The sequence below is a fragment of the Francisella philomiragia subsp. philomiragia ATCC 25015 genome, assembly GCF_000156715.1.
Lineage (GTDB): Bacteria > Pseudomonadota > Gammaproteobacteria > Francisellales > Francisellaceae > Francisella > Francisella philomiragia.
The window spans coordinates 276,507-291,311 of the sequence record NZ_DS999316.1; the positions used below are offsets into that span (position 1 = coordinate 276,507).

Genomic DNA, 14,805 nt, shown 5'->3' on the forward strand with positions numbered 1-14,805 from the left:
ATTAATTAGCCTTATTATCTTGCAATGCTTCGTTTGGAGTATCTACTTTCGGCGCTAACTCATCTTTAGACTCAAAAGGTTGATCTGAGAAGTACATAGCTGGGTGAGCTATTATTTTATTATCATCAATTTTGTTACACCATTGGCCATTTTTGTCTATACTAGCTGAGAAACCATCTAGAATTTGGATATACTTCTTCCAGCATTGCGCTTTGAACATAGGCTTTTTGCCTGTTGTTACATTAGTCTTAAGCCATGTTTTACCATTATCAGAAGATTCTAAATACGTGATTAAACAGTAGTCATGTGGTTTTGGCATTTCCGCTTCTTTTGCGGCCGCTTCAGCTGCTTTTTCTTCAAGTTTGGACTGATAGTGAAAGTAGTATGCAATACCAGATATTGCTACTACTACACTGATAATTACTGAAAAGATAAATATCTTTTTTTTCATTTTAAAACTTACACAAAACCAACAACTTATTTACGATTATATACTTATTTATATTCAAATGCGATTGGTAGAGTTTATTTTGTTTACTAAAATGGTTTATAATACTAGCTGTTTTGAATTTAATTTAAATATCTGTAGCGCTATCTACTGGAAGGTAAACTATGATTTCTACTAAAGAGTTACGTAATAAATTTATAAGCTATTTTGAGTCTAAAAACCACTCGCATCAACCAAGTTCATCTTTAATACCATTTGGTGATGATACTTTATTATTTACGAATGCTGGAATGGTGCAATTTAAAGATGTTTTTTTGGGATTAGAAAAGAGAGATTTTTCTAGAGCTGTTACAGTTCAAAAGTGTCTTAGAGCCGGTGGTAAGCATAATGATTTGGATAATGTAGGTTATACAGCTAGACATCATACTTTTTTTGAGATGCTAGGTAATTTTAGTTTTGGTGATTATTTCAAAAAAGATGCTATCAGCTTTGCATGGGAATTTTTGACTAAAGAGATCAAATTACCTGTTGAGAAATTATGGGTAACTATATATGCAACAGATGATGAAGCATTTGATGTATGGCACAATCATATTGGTTTACCAAAAGAAAGAATTATTCGTATAGACTCAAATGATAACTTTTGGTCAATGGGTGATACTGGCCCTTGTGGTCCATGTACTGAGATTTTTTATGATCATGGTGAAGATGTTGCTGGAGGATTACCTGGCACTCCAGATGAAGATGGAGATAGATATATCGAGATCTGGAATATAGTATTTATGCAGTTTAATCGTCATGCTGATGGTACAGTTACGGATTTACCTAAACCATCTGTTGATACTGGAATGGGCTTAGAAAGAATAGCAGCTGTACTACAAGATGTTCATAGTAATTACGATATAGATTTATTTCAAGCATTGATTAAAAAAGCTCAAGAAGTAACTAATGCTGATGATATAAATTCACCTTCTTTAAAAGTGGTGGCAGATCATATACGTTCATGTGCTTTCTTAATTGCAGATGGAGTCTTGCCATCGAATGAAGGTAGAGGATATGTTCTAAGAAGAATTATTCGCAGAGCAATTCGTCATGGTAATAAACTAGGCGCTAAGGATATATTTTTCTACAAGTTAGTAGCAGAGCTTATTAACCAAATGGGTGAGGCATATCCTCAATTAATAGATAAGAGAGAACTTATTGAAAAGACTCTTATAAAAGAGGAAGAGTTGTTTCTAAGGACTATTGAAAATGGTATCAAAATTTTTGATACAGAAATTGCGAGTCTAAAATGCGATACTATTTCTGGAGAGATAGCATTTAGACTTTATGATACATATGGTTTTCCTTTGGATTTGACTGCTGATATGGCTCGCGAGAAAGGTCTAAAAGTTGATGAAGAAGCATTTAAAGAGCAAATGCTAAAACAAAAGCAAAGGTCAAAAGAAGCAGGGAAGTTCAATGTTGATTATAACAGCATTATTAATTCACAAGCAAAGTCAAATTTTAGAGGCTACTCGACATTAATTGAAGATGCTAAAGTACTTGAGATATATCAAGATGGACAACCTGTTAATACAATTCAAGCTGAAAGCACGGCTGTTATAGTTCTTGACAGAACACCGTTTTATGCTGAATCTGGCGGTCAGGTTGGTGATAAAGGTGTTTTAGAAGGTGTCGGTGTTGAATTTATAGTTGAGGATGTGCAAAAATCTGGTGAAGCAATTTTACACATTGGTAAACTGTCTAAGGGTATACTAAATACTTATGATGAAGTAACCGCGAGGGTCAATGATTCAGTAAGACTTGCTACTGCTGCTAATCATAGTGCTACACATTTATTACATAAAGCTTTAAAGATTGTCTTAGGTAGTCATGCTGAGCAAAAAGGCTCACTTGTTGATGATAATAAATTAAGATTTGATTTTACGCATGATAAGGCTATATCACGTGTTGAAATTGAACAGATCGAAACTCTAGTTAATCAACAAATCAGAGCTAATTATCCTGTTGCTACTATAGAAACATCTCAAGAAAAAGCCAAATCTCTAGGAGCAGAAGCTTTATTTGGTGAGAAATATGGAGATATTGTTAGAGTGATTTCAATGGGAGATTTCTCTATTGAGCTTTGTGGAGGAACTCATGTTGCATATACTGGAGATATTGGTTTATTTAAGATAGTGTCAGAAAGTGGTATTGCATCTGGTATTAGAAGAATAGAGGCAATAACAGCTGATAAAGCTATAAAATATACTTTTGCTATCGAAAATAAACTAGCTGCAATAAAAGAAATTACCAAGTCAAATGACTCTAACCTATTAGATAAACTACAGTCAATGTTAGAGCATCTTAAGAATCAAGAAAAAGAAATTGCTAAACTTAAAAAAGATATTTTATCAGGAGCAAATAGCAATATTAAAGAGTCTTCAATAGATGGTATCAAATTAATAATAGCTAATTTAGAAGGTGTAGATATCAAAACACTGCGAGAAAAAATTGATGATTACAAGTCAAAAAATGATAAGATGGTAGCAGTGTTAAGTACTATAAATGCTGATAAAGTGCAGTTTGTGATTGGAGTTAGTAAATCTATAACATCATTAATCAAAGCCGGAGATATAGCTAAGGAATTTAGTGGTTATATAGATGGCAAAGGCGGTGGTCGCCCAGATATGGCTCAAGGTGGCGGTAATAACTCTACCAATATTGATAAAGCTCTAAGTGATTTAGAAAAGTATATTTCAATTAACATAAAAAAGTAGAGTTTGCTCTTGAAAAGATTGTATAGACATTTATTGGTATTCATTGGAATCTTTGGCTCGTGTATTAGTGCTGCAGCTAATACTGTAGCTGACTATACAGATACAGTAAAACAGTCTATACAAAATTCACCGCAATATAAGTTTATAGGGTTTCAATTAGATTCTAGACAGATGAATCCAGCCATTCAACTTGGAAGATTATTACCAAGTATAGATATTGGAGGATCTATAAAAGCTACAAATATACTAGATCAAAGAACTATGGCCGATGGTGATATTGCTGGTGGTCGCTTTGATTCAATTAAAGGGTTGGTCTCGTTGACACAACCTTTATATGATTATGGAGCTTACAAAGATCTTCAGTCAGCTCAGGAAGTAGCTCAGTTTGCTCAGCAAGACTATAGAACAAATTATCAACAATTCTTGTATGATACAAGCTATGCATATTTTAACTTAGCTAAGGCGATAAAAAATGTTGAATATACTTCATATAATTTAAAAGCCAACAAACAAAGCCTAAATGAGTTAGAGAGTAAATTTAAAGCAGGTACAGCTGATATTGCGGATTACGAAACTGTTAAGGCAAACTATTATATTGCAGAAGCTAGTTATGCAGCTGCTCAGAGAGAAGAAAGAGTTGCACATGCTGAATTACGTAAGTTTACTAATAATGATGATGATGTTGTCTTGTATAGTAATGATTTTAAAATAAAAGAGCCATCACCTAATACTGAAGAAGGTTGGGAAGAGCTTACAATGCGTAGTAGTCCATCATACTTAGGTTCTATGCATACAAAAGAAAGCAATTACTATAATTATCAGTCAGCCACTAGCTCATTTATGCCTAAAGTTAATTTTGAAGTTAAATATTCTCCTGGTTTTAATGATGTTAGTTCACTAGGTAATCCGGTGTTTGATAATTTCTTACCCTCAAAAGGTACAGTTAATGCTTTTTATTTCGGTATTAATCTTACTTGGAATATTTTTGCTGGTGGTACCAACTATGCTGAATTAAAAAAAGCCGCGTATGATTATCAGTCCTCAGAATTTGATATGATTCAAACAGGAAGGGTCGCTCAAAATGATGCTATGTATGCTTTTAGATTTGTTGAGCTTAAAAAGAAAGAGATAGAATCATTGCGCAAGTCTGTTGCAGCAGCAAAAATTGCGTATGAAAAATATAAAGAAAGGTATGATCAAGGAACAACAACTATTACTCAGTATTTCATACTTTTAAACAATTATTATCAGTTTCTAATTCAGTTAAACAATACTGAGTTTGATTATATTATGGGCTTTTTGAGCTTATATAAAACAGCCGGTATTTTTACATCAAGTACAGTGCAAGATTTTAATAACTGGCTAATACTAAATCAAGATGTGGAGCTATAAAGTTATGCATATTTCAACGAGATTACAATGTTTTTCTTTACAAAAAGAATTTGATTCTAAGCCTATTTATCTAATACATAAGACTAATTTTGATAACTGGCTTAGTCAGCAAGATTCTTTTAGTCAAAATTTCATTAAACAGTTTGCTGATAAGAAAATAATAGCTATACCTGGTGAATCGGGAAGTATTCAAAAGATTATCTGTATTATTTGTGAAAATATGTATAGTTTAGCATCTTTGTCTAGTCAGTTAAGCAAAGGTAATTATCATATAGAATATTCAGAAATTTCTGATTTATCATTGCATTATATTGGTTTTGGGTTATCAAGTTACAAGTTTGAAAAATATAAGTCTAATCAACAAGGTGTAGATGTAAAATTATTTTTACCAATACAATATAAACACATATTAACAACAGTTGAAGCAGCTTTTATTGTTAGAGATATGATTACAACACCTGCTGAAGATATGGGCCCTGAAGATATTTCTAATATTATCAAATCTATTGCTAAAGAATTTGATGCCAGCTTTGAGGAAATAGTTGGAGAAGAGCTCAAAAATCAAGGATACATGGGTATTTATACTGTAGGTAAAGCAAGTCATAGGTCTCCAAGATTAGTTAAATTAAATTGGGGTAATGAAAATCACCCTAAAGTTTCTATAGTGGGAAAGGGTGTTGCTTTTGATACAGGTGGGCTTGATATAAAAGCATCGCAATTTATGTTACTGATGCATAAAGATATGGGTGGTGCTGCAAACGCTATAGGTCTTGCTTATATGATTATGAAACATAATCTTCCAGTAAGGTTAACTCTATCAATACCTACAGTTGAGAATGCTGTAGATGCGAAGTCATATCGTCCTAGTGATATCATTAAAATGAAAAATGGAACTACTGTTCAAGTTACAAATACTGATGCAGAAGGAAGATTGATTTTAGCTGAACCACTACATGAAGAGGCTACTAAAAATCCAGAATATTTAATAGACTTTTCAACTCTAACAGGAGCTGCAAGAGTGGCTGTTGGTGATAAAATTTCAGCATTTTTCTGTAATAATGATGATGTTGCAAGAGATATTTATAATTATGGGGAAATCGAGCAAGATCAGACTTGGAGACTCCCGTTAGCTGACTGTTATAGAAAAAATCTTGAAACAGAATTCGCAGATATATCACACTGTGAGCTGTCAACTTTTGCCGGAGCCGTAAAAGCAGCACTATTTATGGAGCATTTTGTAGGTATTGAGAATGCTCCTACTTGGATTCATTTTGATATAATGGCTTGGAATGTTGCTAACTCTCCAGGTAAACCAAAAGGTGGAGAAATGATGGGTGTTAGAGCAATGTTTAAAATGTTGGAAGAGAAATACAGCAAATAAATTTTAAATAATTAATATTTACTTTATTTACTAATACTCTCGAAGTTGTATACTTTATTAATGAAGTGTAAAAATTTTATTAAAAAATTATGCAAAAATCGTTATTAGAACAGCTTAAAGAAGTAACTATGGTAGTCGCTGATACTGGTGATTTTGAGTTGATTAAGAAATACAAACCTGTTGATGCTACTACAAATCCTAGTTTGATACTTAAAGCTGTTAAAGATCCAAAATACTCTAAATTAGTTATAGATACTATAGATAAGTTTAAACAGAATAATCCTGAGCTTAAGAGGGATGAGCTTATTAGAGAGATTGCTATCGAGATACTGGTGTTTTTTGGAATAAAAATATTGGATGTGATTGACGGCAAAGTATCTAGTGAAGTAGATGCAAGAGTATCTTTTAATTCTGCAGAAACAATTGATTATGCTAGAAAAATAATCAAAAAATATGAATCTCATGGAATATCAAAAGATCGAGTTTTGATAAAAATAGCAGCTACCTGGGAAGGTATAAAGGCCGCTAAACTTTTACAAAAAGAAGGTATCAATTGTAATTTGACACTTATTTTTGATAAAGTTCAAGCACAGGCTTGTGCTGAGGCTGGAGTTTATTTGGTATCACCTTTTGTAGGAAGAATTACAGATTGGCAAATGCAACAAAACAAACTTGATGCTTTTCCTGATGTTAATGACGATGATGGTGTTAACTCTGTAAAATCGATATATAAGCTATACAAAGATTGTGGGTTTAAAACAATCGTTATGGGAGCAAGTTTTAGAAGTGCTAATCAAGTAGTTGCTCTTGCTGGTTGTGATGCTTTGACTATATCACCGGTATTACTTGAAGAGCTTGAAAATAATTTCGGGAAATTAGAAGTTAAGTTAAAAAAATCTAATGATGTAAGTACACAAGTACCACAAGTTACCGAGTCTAATTTCCGCTGGCAGATGAATGAAAATCCTATGGCGACTAATAAGTTAGCAGAAGGAATTAGACAGTTCGCAAAAGACACTGTTGAATTAGAAAATATAATAACAAAATATCTATAATTAAGAGGTTAATATGAAAAAAACTTTATTAGTATCAGCATTGAGTTCTATTTTTATGGCTCCATTTGTTTCTTTTGCTAATGATGATCAAGAGTACTTAAATCCTAGAAGTGAGACGCAACTACACTCTCAACGTCAAATGATTAATCAAAAAAATAGTCAAGCTTCACAAATGCCTAAAAAACATCAACTAGGTATCACAGAGGAAGATATGAGAATTCCCGGTGAATCAAGCAGTAAATCTCGTAATATGAGTACTAAAAAGGGTTGGGGAAGTACTAACGCACAGGAAAAAAAATCAAAGAGTGATGAAGACTCTGATGATGATAACCCTAATTTATCTGATCTAGCTACTCCAGCACCTAAAAATATTCATAGTAATTTGTCAATTAGTGATGATGATAGGGCATTAAATAGGCAGATGATGCTATCTGGTCCTAAAGGTGGTTTTCAAAATAATCAGCCAAGAGGTATAGGTGGCTCGAGCGCTAACCTATAGTCAAAACATAATTGCTAACATTATCTAAATATAATAAAATCTACTAGTTCAATTATTTAATTAGTTTAGGTTCCCAATGAATTTTCAATACAACAATTTTAAAATTTTAGAAGTAAGTGGAATAGATACCATAAAATTTCTTCAAGGTTTGGTAACATCTGATTTAACTAAACTATCTGATGATAATAATTTATTGATGACTACTTTTGCTAATTTAAAAGGACGAATTATTTCTTTATGTTTTGTAAAATATGTTTCTAGCCAGAAATTGTTACTCTCAGTTGAGCAAACTGTTATAGATAATCTACTTTCTTGGTTAAAAAAGTATGGTATGTTTTCTAAAGTTAGTTTTGCTGTTAATGAAGATTATTCATTGTTTTTTACCGATAATGGGTTTTTAAATCATGATATTTTAGTCAAAGATGCTTTAAAGTCTGAAATATCATATGAACAAATACAAAAGATAAATATCCTAAACAAGCTTGCAATTATAGATCAAGCTAATGTAGAGAAATTTCTTCCAGCAGAGTTAGATCTTGATAATATAGAAAAAGTTGTCAGCTATACCAAAGGTTGTTATATGGGTCAAGAGGTGATAGCGAGGATGCACTATAAAGCTAAGTTAAAAAAAGAATTAGCAGTTGTTAAATCTGATACAAATATTCAAGATTTTGATTTAAAAACTAGTGATGGCAAACCTCTAGCAAATGTTGTAAATAGGGTTTATGTTGAGGATGTTTGCTATATGTTGGTAGTGTTTCATAAAGAAGCAACAGAAGTTGAATATCAGCTAGAAAATGAAGTAATTATAACTAAATGCTAAATAATCTTAATCAACAGCAACAGCAAGCTGTCAAATATACTAGTACTCCCTTACTAGTACTAGCTGGAGCTGGCAGTGGCAAAACTAGTGTGATTATTGAAAAAATCTCTTATCTAATAGAACAGCTTTTGTATCCAGCTAAAAGTATTTTAGCAGTTACATTTACAAATAAAGCAGCCAAAGAAATGCAAGAGCGTGTTAAATCTCGTCTTGATAAGGAAAAATCAAAAGGACTGATGATTTCAACGTTTCACTCGCTTGGTTTAACAATTTTAAAAAAGCATTTTTTAGATTTAGGGTATAAGAAAAACTTTACACTTTTTGATAGTCACGACTCACTTGCATTAATATACGATATTGCATATGAGGAGTATCAATTACCTAAACAAAATGCTGGGTTTATTCAATCAAAAATATCATTTTGGAAATCAGCGTTACTAACACCTAACGAGATACAGCCTCAAGATGATCTTGAAGAGCAAGCAGCTTTTATATACAAAGAATATCAAAAATATCTAAAATCTTATAACTCTTTTGACTTTGATGATCTGATATTTCAACCAATACAGTTATTTAAAAATTACTCAAGCATTCAAAAATTATGGTCAGATAAATTTAGATATATTCTCATAGATGAATACCAAGATACTAATGAATCACAATATCAACTTTTGAAGTATTTGACACAGGACAAAAATAAATTCACTGTTGTAGGAGACGATGATCAGTCTATATATGCATGGAGAGGTTCTCGACCTGAAAATTTACGCCATTTGCAAGAAGATTTCAAAGATCTAAAAGTTATTAAGTTAGAACAAAACTATCGTTCCACAGGTAGAATACTTAATGTTGCAAATAAGCTTATTGAAAATAATAGCCATATTTTTGACAAAAAACTTTGGTCAAATAAAGATTACGGTGAGCAAATTAAGGTTATTAGTCTTACAAACGATGAAGATGAGGCACAATTCATAACTAGTGATATTTTCTTTGATAGGGTAAAAACAAAATCTAAAAACTCTGATTATGCAATATTGATAAGGAGTAATTACCAAGCATACTTACTTGAAAGATATATGCAAATGCACAAAATTCCTTATACAATTAGCGGGGGAAGTTCTTTTTTTTCCAAATCAGAAATCAAAGATATCATTTCGTATTTAAGACTAATAGTTAATCTGGACGATGATAGAGCATTTTTGCGTGTTGTGAATACTCCTAAACGTGAAGTTGGTAGTGCAACTATTCATAAATTAGGAGAATATGCAAGTGAACATCACTGTAGCTTTTTTCATACTTTATATAATTTAGAAAAGTTTGAAATACGCGATTTTACCAAAAAAAACTTATCATCTTTTAAAGATTTGATACTTAATACGCAGCAGGAGATAAATTCAAGTATATCTGCTCAAGAGCTAAAAAATATAATTAATAATTTTATTGATAATATTTCATACCGACAGTGGCTTATAGATTCTAGCTCCTCAGAGAAACAAGCAGAGTTTAGATATGCGAATGTCATAGAGGTTACTAAATGGATTGTCAATCAGCTTGAAGGTGAGTCATATAATGCTCTTGAATCGCTAGCTTCAGTTCTTAATAAAATGTTACTTATAGATATTTTAGATAGAGATAACGAAGATAAAAATGATAATCAGGTTCAAATTATAACTATGCATGCTTCCAAAGGTTTGGAATTCAAAAAAGTTTATATAATGGGTATGGAAGAAGGAATCTTGCCACATCAACAAAGTATTGAAGAGGACTCTATAGAGGATGAACGTAGGCTTGCATATGTGGCGATTACTAGAGCTAGAGAAAATTTGACTATAACAATGACAAAACATCGTAAAAAGTTTGGCGAAAAACAGATATCTATTCCAAGTAGATTTATTGACGAATTACCAGAATCCGATCTATATTGGGTCGGCACAGAAAAAGAATGTGCAGAAACTCGTCAGCAAAATTCTAAACAGAATATATCCGCACTTAAAGATATGTTTGGATAATTTAGAATTTTTTAATAATTATATGGGTTTTAATCATATAACTGTATTTAGTAAACAGTTATTAAATACTAAGATCTATGATAATATTGGAATTGTTTTAAATTAAAGGTATGCATTTTGATTTCAATAGGAAAATATTCTAAGTTAAAAATTCTTGAAAAAGCACGAGATAGATTTGTTTTAGATGCTTTAGAGCTTGGTACAGCAAGTATTGCTAGTTCGGAGCTTAGCGATACAGTTAGTGTTGATGATAGTATAGAGGTTTTTTTATATCATAACTCTAAGTCTGAGCTTGTAGCAACTACAAAAAAAGTCCCAACAGTTGGTCAAATTGCTTATTTGCAAGTCAAAAGTATTACAAAAATTGGCGCTTTTTTAGACTGGGGATTAGAAAAAGATCTTTTTGTACCATTAGCAGAACAGCATCGACCTTTAGAAGTCGGTAAGTCATATATTGTTTATTTGTATCTTGATAAAGTTAGTGGCCGTATTACAGCATCATCAAAAGTTAATAAATTTATTACAGATTATGCTGGCGATGAATTAAAACCAAATCAAGAAGTAGATCTTGTAATTGCCAACTCAACAAATATAGGTTATAAAGCGATTATTAATAATAGTTATTGGGGTATATTATATTCTTCAGAAGTGTTTAGAAGATTGAGTTTTGGACAATCTACCAAAGGATATATTAAAAACATCCGTGATGATGGTCGTATAGATTTGTCTTTACAGCTAGTGCATAAAGATCTAGATAAAAATGCAGAGTTAGTAGAAAAATACCTGATTGAGCATAATGGTTCTGCTCCTTTTAACGATAAATCTAACCCTGATGATATAGTGCGTGAGTTTGGAATTAGCAAAGCCGCTTTCAAAAGAGCTATCGGAACCTTATTGAAGAAGAAAAAGATAATAATTAGAGAGAGTGGTATATATTTAAACGGATAAGATATATTATCTTTTTTATTTTTCTAGTGGCTTATGACAGAACCACCAGTCATAACAATCCGAACTTTCGAGTCTTTCTTGAGCAGTTTTTTCATTATTGGCAGGAGGTATTATAACTCTATCTCCAATCAGCTCATTGTTAGGCCAGCCAGCTGGAACTGCACCTTGTTTATAATTGTAAAGCCTTGACACCTCTAACAATTTCATCCATATTTCTGTCTACTTCTTGAGGATAGTACATAATTAATCTTAATTTAGATTGTGGGTCAACTATGAATACAGCTCTTACTGTATTAGTTCCTTTTCCAGGGTGTAACATACCTAGTTTCATAGCAAGAGAATCGTTTGCTGCGATAATTGGAAATTGTATCTTAATGTCTAAATTTTGATGTATCCATTGAGTCCACTTTATATGTGAAAAAACCTGATCTATCGACATACCAACTAATTTACAGTTTAGTTGCTCAAAATCACTGAATCTTTTTTGAAAAGCAACAAACTCCGTAGTACATATAGGTGTAAAATCTGCTGGGTGACTAAATAGTATGAACCATTGTCCTTTCAAATCTTCAGGGATATTCATAATGCCATGAGTTGTTTGTATACTGCCAAGATTTGGAAAAATATCTCCAATTAAAGGTAGTATTGAGCTATCGTTATTCATATCTGAGTTCCTTAATCAGCTTATTATATTAGCATTATCTAATAAAGTTAAACCTAATTCAAATGACTTAATATAATAATTAAAACTTTTTAGAATTACTTTTTAGAAACTTTGTGAAAAGTGCGATGTAAGAATGTAATAATCTACAAATTGCTATTGTTATTAGTTGGCTAAAGTAGTAAAATAATGACTTGCTCTTTGCTATGCAAGATAATAAGATAATTTTGTATAGCTTATCAGTAAAAAACTAACAATGATAAACCGGAAGGAGTTTACAAAATGAAACATTATGAAATCGTGTTAATGATTCATCCAGATCAATCTGAGCAGCTAGATGCAATGCTTAGCAAATATCGTGGAATCATTGAAGAGAAAGGCGGAAAAATCCATAGATTTGAAGATTGGGGACGTCGTCAATTAGCTTATCCTATCGAGAAACTTCATAAAGCACATTATGTGTTATTCAATATTGAATGTGATGTTGAGTCTCTAGAGAAGCTTCAGGAAAACTTAAAGTACAACGATGCAGTTTTACGTCGTTTAGTAATTTCTAAGAAAGAAGCTGTTACAGAGCCATCAATTATGATGGAAACTAATGAAAAAGAAGTAATTTAATAGAGGGATTTTAAGATGAGTCGTCGTAAAGTTTGCCGTTTCACTGTTGATGGTGTAAAAGAAATTGATTATAAAGATGTAAATAAGTTAAAAGCTTATATTACTGAAACAGGTAAAATCGTACCTAGTCGTGTGACTGGTACATCAGCTAAGTATCAAAGACAGCTTGCAACAGCTATCAAAAGAGCTAGATTCTTAGCATTATTACCTTACTGTGATCGTCATTTTAACTAATACCGGAGGTTGATTACAATGCAAGTTATTTTAAAAGAGAAAGTTGAAAACCTTGGTGTATTAGGTGATATCGTAAATGTTAAGCCAGGTTATGCTAGAAACTTCCTTATCCCATTTGGTAAGGCTGTTCAAGCTACTAAAGCTAATATTGAAACTTTTGAAGCACAAAAAGCTGAATTAGAAAAAGCTGAAAAAGCAAGATTTGATGCAGCTGTTGCTACTGCTGAAGCTATCAAAGACAAGGTTTATACAATCGCAGCTCAAGCTGGTGAAGGTGGTAAGTTATTTGGTTCTGTTGGTACTGCTGAAGTTGCTGAAGCTGTATCGCAAGCATCTGGAAAAGAGATTGAGAAGAGTCAAGTTCGTATGCCAGAAGGTGTGATTAGATCTATTGGTGAGTTTGAACTTACTATTCATGTTTATACTGATGTAGATGCTGATATCAAAGTAAATGTTGTAGCTTCTGAAGCGTAGTTTTATAATATATAAACTAACACAATATCTATATTTAATGTAAAAACCATGTGTTAGACATGGTTTTTTTGTATATAAGGGTCTTGATGTCAATGGATTATCAATTTAAGGTTGCTGAAACTACCTATTCAGTTGATGCTGAGAAAGCAATATTAGGAAATATTCTTCTAAATAATGATAATATAGAGCTAGTTGAAGATTTTCTTTTGATTGATGATTTTTTTGATAAAAGGCATAAAATTATCTACAAACAAATTACTGTTTTGAATCAATCAAACACTCCGTTTGATGTTTTAATCTTAAGCGAATATTTAGCTACCGAAGGTCTATTATCTGAGGCTGGAGGCGAGTCATATATTATTGACTTGGCAACAAATACACCAGCAGTTTCAAATATTAAGACCTATGCAAATATAGTTAAGGACAAAGCTAAGCTAAGAAGTCTACAGGCTAGTGTTAATGACATAGTTCAAAAAATATACTCTTCAGACTCAAAAAATCCTGATGAAGTTATTGACTATGCTGAAAGTAGAATACTTGATGTAGCTAAAGAGAGAGAGACTTTAGTAAAAGGACCTGAATCAATTAAATCTGTCATACCTAAACTAGTTGATCGAATGAGTGCTATTGTAGATTCTGGAAGCGGGTTGACTGGCATATCTACTGGGTTTATTGATCTTGATAAAATGACATCAGGCTTACAAAGAGCTAACATGGGTATTATTGCTGCTCGACCTTCAATGGGTAAGACTGTACTAGGTATTAACATAGCTCAAAATGTTGCAAAATTTGCAGATAAGCCAGTATTAGTTTTTAGTTTAGAAATGCCATCTGAAGATATAGTAACAAGAATGTTGGCTTCTCAAGCGCGTGTGGAGATGAGTTTGTTGAAGGAGTGTAATCGTTTAAATGATGCTCATTGGGTTAAGATTACAAGTGCTATGAAGTCCTTAAGCGAGATGCCTTTATATATTGATGATACATCAAGCCTTACACCTGCTGAGATGCGTTCAAGAGCAAGGAGATTGTATAATGAGCATGGTGGTCTTTCTATGATATTGATAGATTATCTTCAATTGATGAAAATACCAGGGTATGAAACTAATAGAACACTTGAAGTATCTGAGATATCAAGGTCACTCAAAGCTTTAGCTAAAGAGCTTGATATACCAGTTATAGCACTTTCTCAGCTTAATAGGGCTGTTGATGACCGTAAGGATAAACGCCCGATGATGTCAGATCTTAGGGAGTCAGGAGCGATAGAACAGGACGCTGACTTGATTATGTTTATTTATCGTGATGAAGTTTATAATAAAGATAAAGAAGATAATAAAAACCTAGGTGAAATAATTATTGGTAAACAGCGTAATGGCCCTATAGGTACTGTACATGTGCGCTTTGATGGCCAATTTGCAAGTTTTGCTAATTTGACACGCGAAAATGATAATATTTTACCTGGTGATATAGGGTATAACGAATAATTTTATATACAAAAGAGAAG

15 protein-coding genes are annotated in these 14,805 nt (G+C 32.3%); 12 read left to right on the plus strand and 3 right to left on the minus strand.

The window, feature by feature from the left end; all coding sequences use genetic code 11:
* Nucleotide 1 precedes the first annotated feature (1 nt).
* On the minus strand, nt 2–451 hold the full coding sequence (locus tag FTPG_RS06730; RefSeq protein WP_004287679.1) for a hypothetical protein: 450 nt from the start codon (nt 449–451) through the stop codon (nt 2–4).
* Nucleotides 452–612: 161 nt separating this feature from the next.
* On the opposite strand from FTPG_RS06730, the gene alaS reads away from it, so the two are divergent.
* From alaS to FTPG_RS06770, 8 genes are all read left to right on the plus strand, one after another.
* Entirely contained in the window at nt 613–3,210 is a 2,598-nt protein-coding gene (gene alaS / locus FTPG_RS06735) for an alanine--tRNA ligase (protein ID WP_004287680.1), read from the plus strand.
* A 9-nt stretch (nt 3,211–3,219) separates the two neighbouring features.
* On the plus strand, nt 3,220–4,602 hold the full coding sequence (locus FTPG_RS06740) for a TolC family protein (RefSeq protein ID WP_004287681.1): 1,383 nt from the start codon (nt 3,220–3,222) through the stop codon (nt 4,600–4,602).
* A 4-nt stretch (nt 4,603–4,606) separates the two neighbouring features.
* Nucleotides 4,607–5,983: a M17 family metallopeptidase gene (locus tag FTPG_RS06745; RefSeq protein WP_035722693.1), complete on the plus strand. Its 1,377-nt coding sequence runs from the start codon at nt 4,607–4,609 to the stop codon at nt 5,981–5,983.
* A gap of 89 nt (nt 5,984–6,072) precedes the next feature.
* A complete protein-coding gene (gene tal, locus FTPG_RS06750) occupies nt 6,073–7,038 on the plus strand; it encodes a transaldolase (protein ID WP_004287683.1) in 966 nt (321 codons plus the stop codon).
* A gap of 13 nt (nt 7,039–7,051) precedes the next feature.
* Nucleotides 7,052–7,537, plus strand: a complete 486-nt coding sequence (locus tag FTPG_RS06755; protein WP_004287684.1) for a hypothetical protein — start codon at nt 7,052–7,054, stop codon at nt 7,535–7,537.
* 76 nt (nt 7,538–7,613) lie between these two features.
* Nucleotides 7,614–8,360 carry a CAF17-like 4Fe-4S cluster assembly/insertion protein YgfZ gene (ygfZ, locus tag FTPG_RS06760; RefSeq protein WP_004287685.1) on the plus strand — a complete coding sequence of 249 codons (747 nt, stop codon included), beginning with the start codon at nt 7,614–7,616 and terminating at the stop codon, nt 8,358–8,360.
* Nucleotides 8,354–10,369 carry a UvrD-helicase domain-containing protein gene (locus tag FTPG_RS06765; RefSeq protein WP_004287686.1) on the plus strand — a complete coding sequence of 672 codons (2,016 nt, stop codon included), beginning with the start codon at nt 8,354–8,356 and terminating at the stop codon, nt 10,367–10,369. The genes ygfZ and FTPG_RS06765 overlap by 7 nt, the downstream gene beginning before the upstream one ends.
* A 117-nt stretch (nt 10,370–10,486) precedes the next feature.
* Nucleotides 10,487–11,317 carry a CvfB family protein gene (locus FTPG_RS06770; RefSeq protein ID WP_004287687.1) on the plus strand — a complete coding sequence of 277 codons (831 nt, stop codon included), beginning with the start codon at nt 10,487–10,489 and terminating at the stop codon, nt 11,315–11,317.
* Between the two features lie 15 nt (nt 11,318–11,332).
* On the opposite strand, the gene FTPG_RS09820 is transcribed toward FTPG_RS06770, so the two are convergent.
* Together FTPG_RS09820 and FTPG_RS06775 are read right to left on the minus strand one after the other, a co-directional pair.
* Nucleotides 11,333–11,509, minus strand: coding sequence for a peroxiredoxin (locus tag FTPG_RS09820; RefSeq protein WP_200150473.1), 177 nt, complete (start codon nt 11,507–11,509; stop codon nt 11,333–11,335).
* A complete protein-coding gene (locus FTPG_RS06775) occupies nt 11,487–11,981 on the minus strand; it encodes a peroxiredoxin (protein WP_004287688.1) in 495 nt (164 codons plus the stop codon). The genes FTPG_RS09820 and FTPG_RS06775 overlap by 23 nt, the downstream gene beginning before the upstream one ends.
* Before the next feature lie 279 nt (nt 11,982–12,260).
* On the opposite strand from FTPG_RS06775, the gene rpsF reads away from it, so the two are divergent.
* The 4 genes from rpsF (at nt 12,261) to dnaB (ending at nt 14,785) form a co-directional block, all read left to right on the plus strand.
* Nucleotides 12,261–12,596, plus strand: a complete 336-nt coding sequence (gene rpsF / locus FTPG_RS06780; RefSeq protein ID WP_004287689.1) for a 30S ribosomal protein S6 — start codon at nt 12,261–12,263, stop codon at nt 12,594–12,596.
* A gap of 15 nt (nt 12,597–12,611) precedes the next feature.
* On the plus strand, nt 12,612–12,830 hold the full coding sequence (gene rpsR, locus FTPG_RS06785; protein WP_004287690.1) for a 30S ribosomal protein S18: 219 nt from the start codon (nt 12,612–12,614) through the stop codon (nt 12,828–12,830).
* 18 nt (nt 12,831–12,848) lie between these two features.
* Nucleotides 12,849–13,304 (plus strand): 50S ribosomal protein L9, encoded by a 456-nt coding sequence (gene rplI, locus FTPG_RS06790; protein WP_012280980.1) that lies wholly within the window; start codon nt 12,849–12,851, stop codon nt 13,302–13,304.
* 86 nt (nt 13,305–13,390) lie between these two features.
* The gene (gene dnaB / locus FTPG_RS06795; RefSeq protein ID WP_004287692.1) at nt 13,391–14,785 is read left to right on the plus strand and encodes a replicative DNA helicase; all 1,395 of its coding nucleotides are present in this window, start codon (nt 13,391–13,393) and stop codon (nt 14,783–14,785) included.
* Nucleotides 14,786–14,805: the final 20 nt, after the last annotated feature.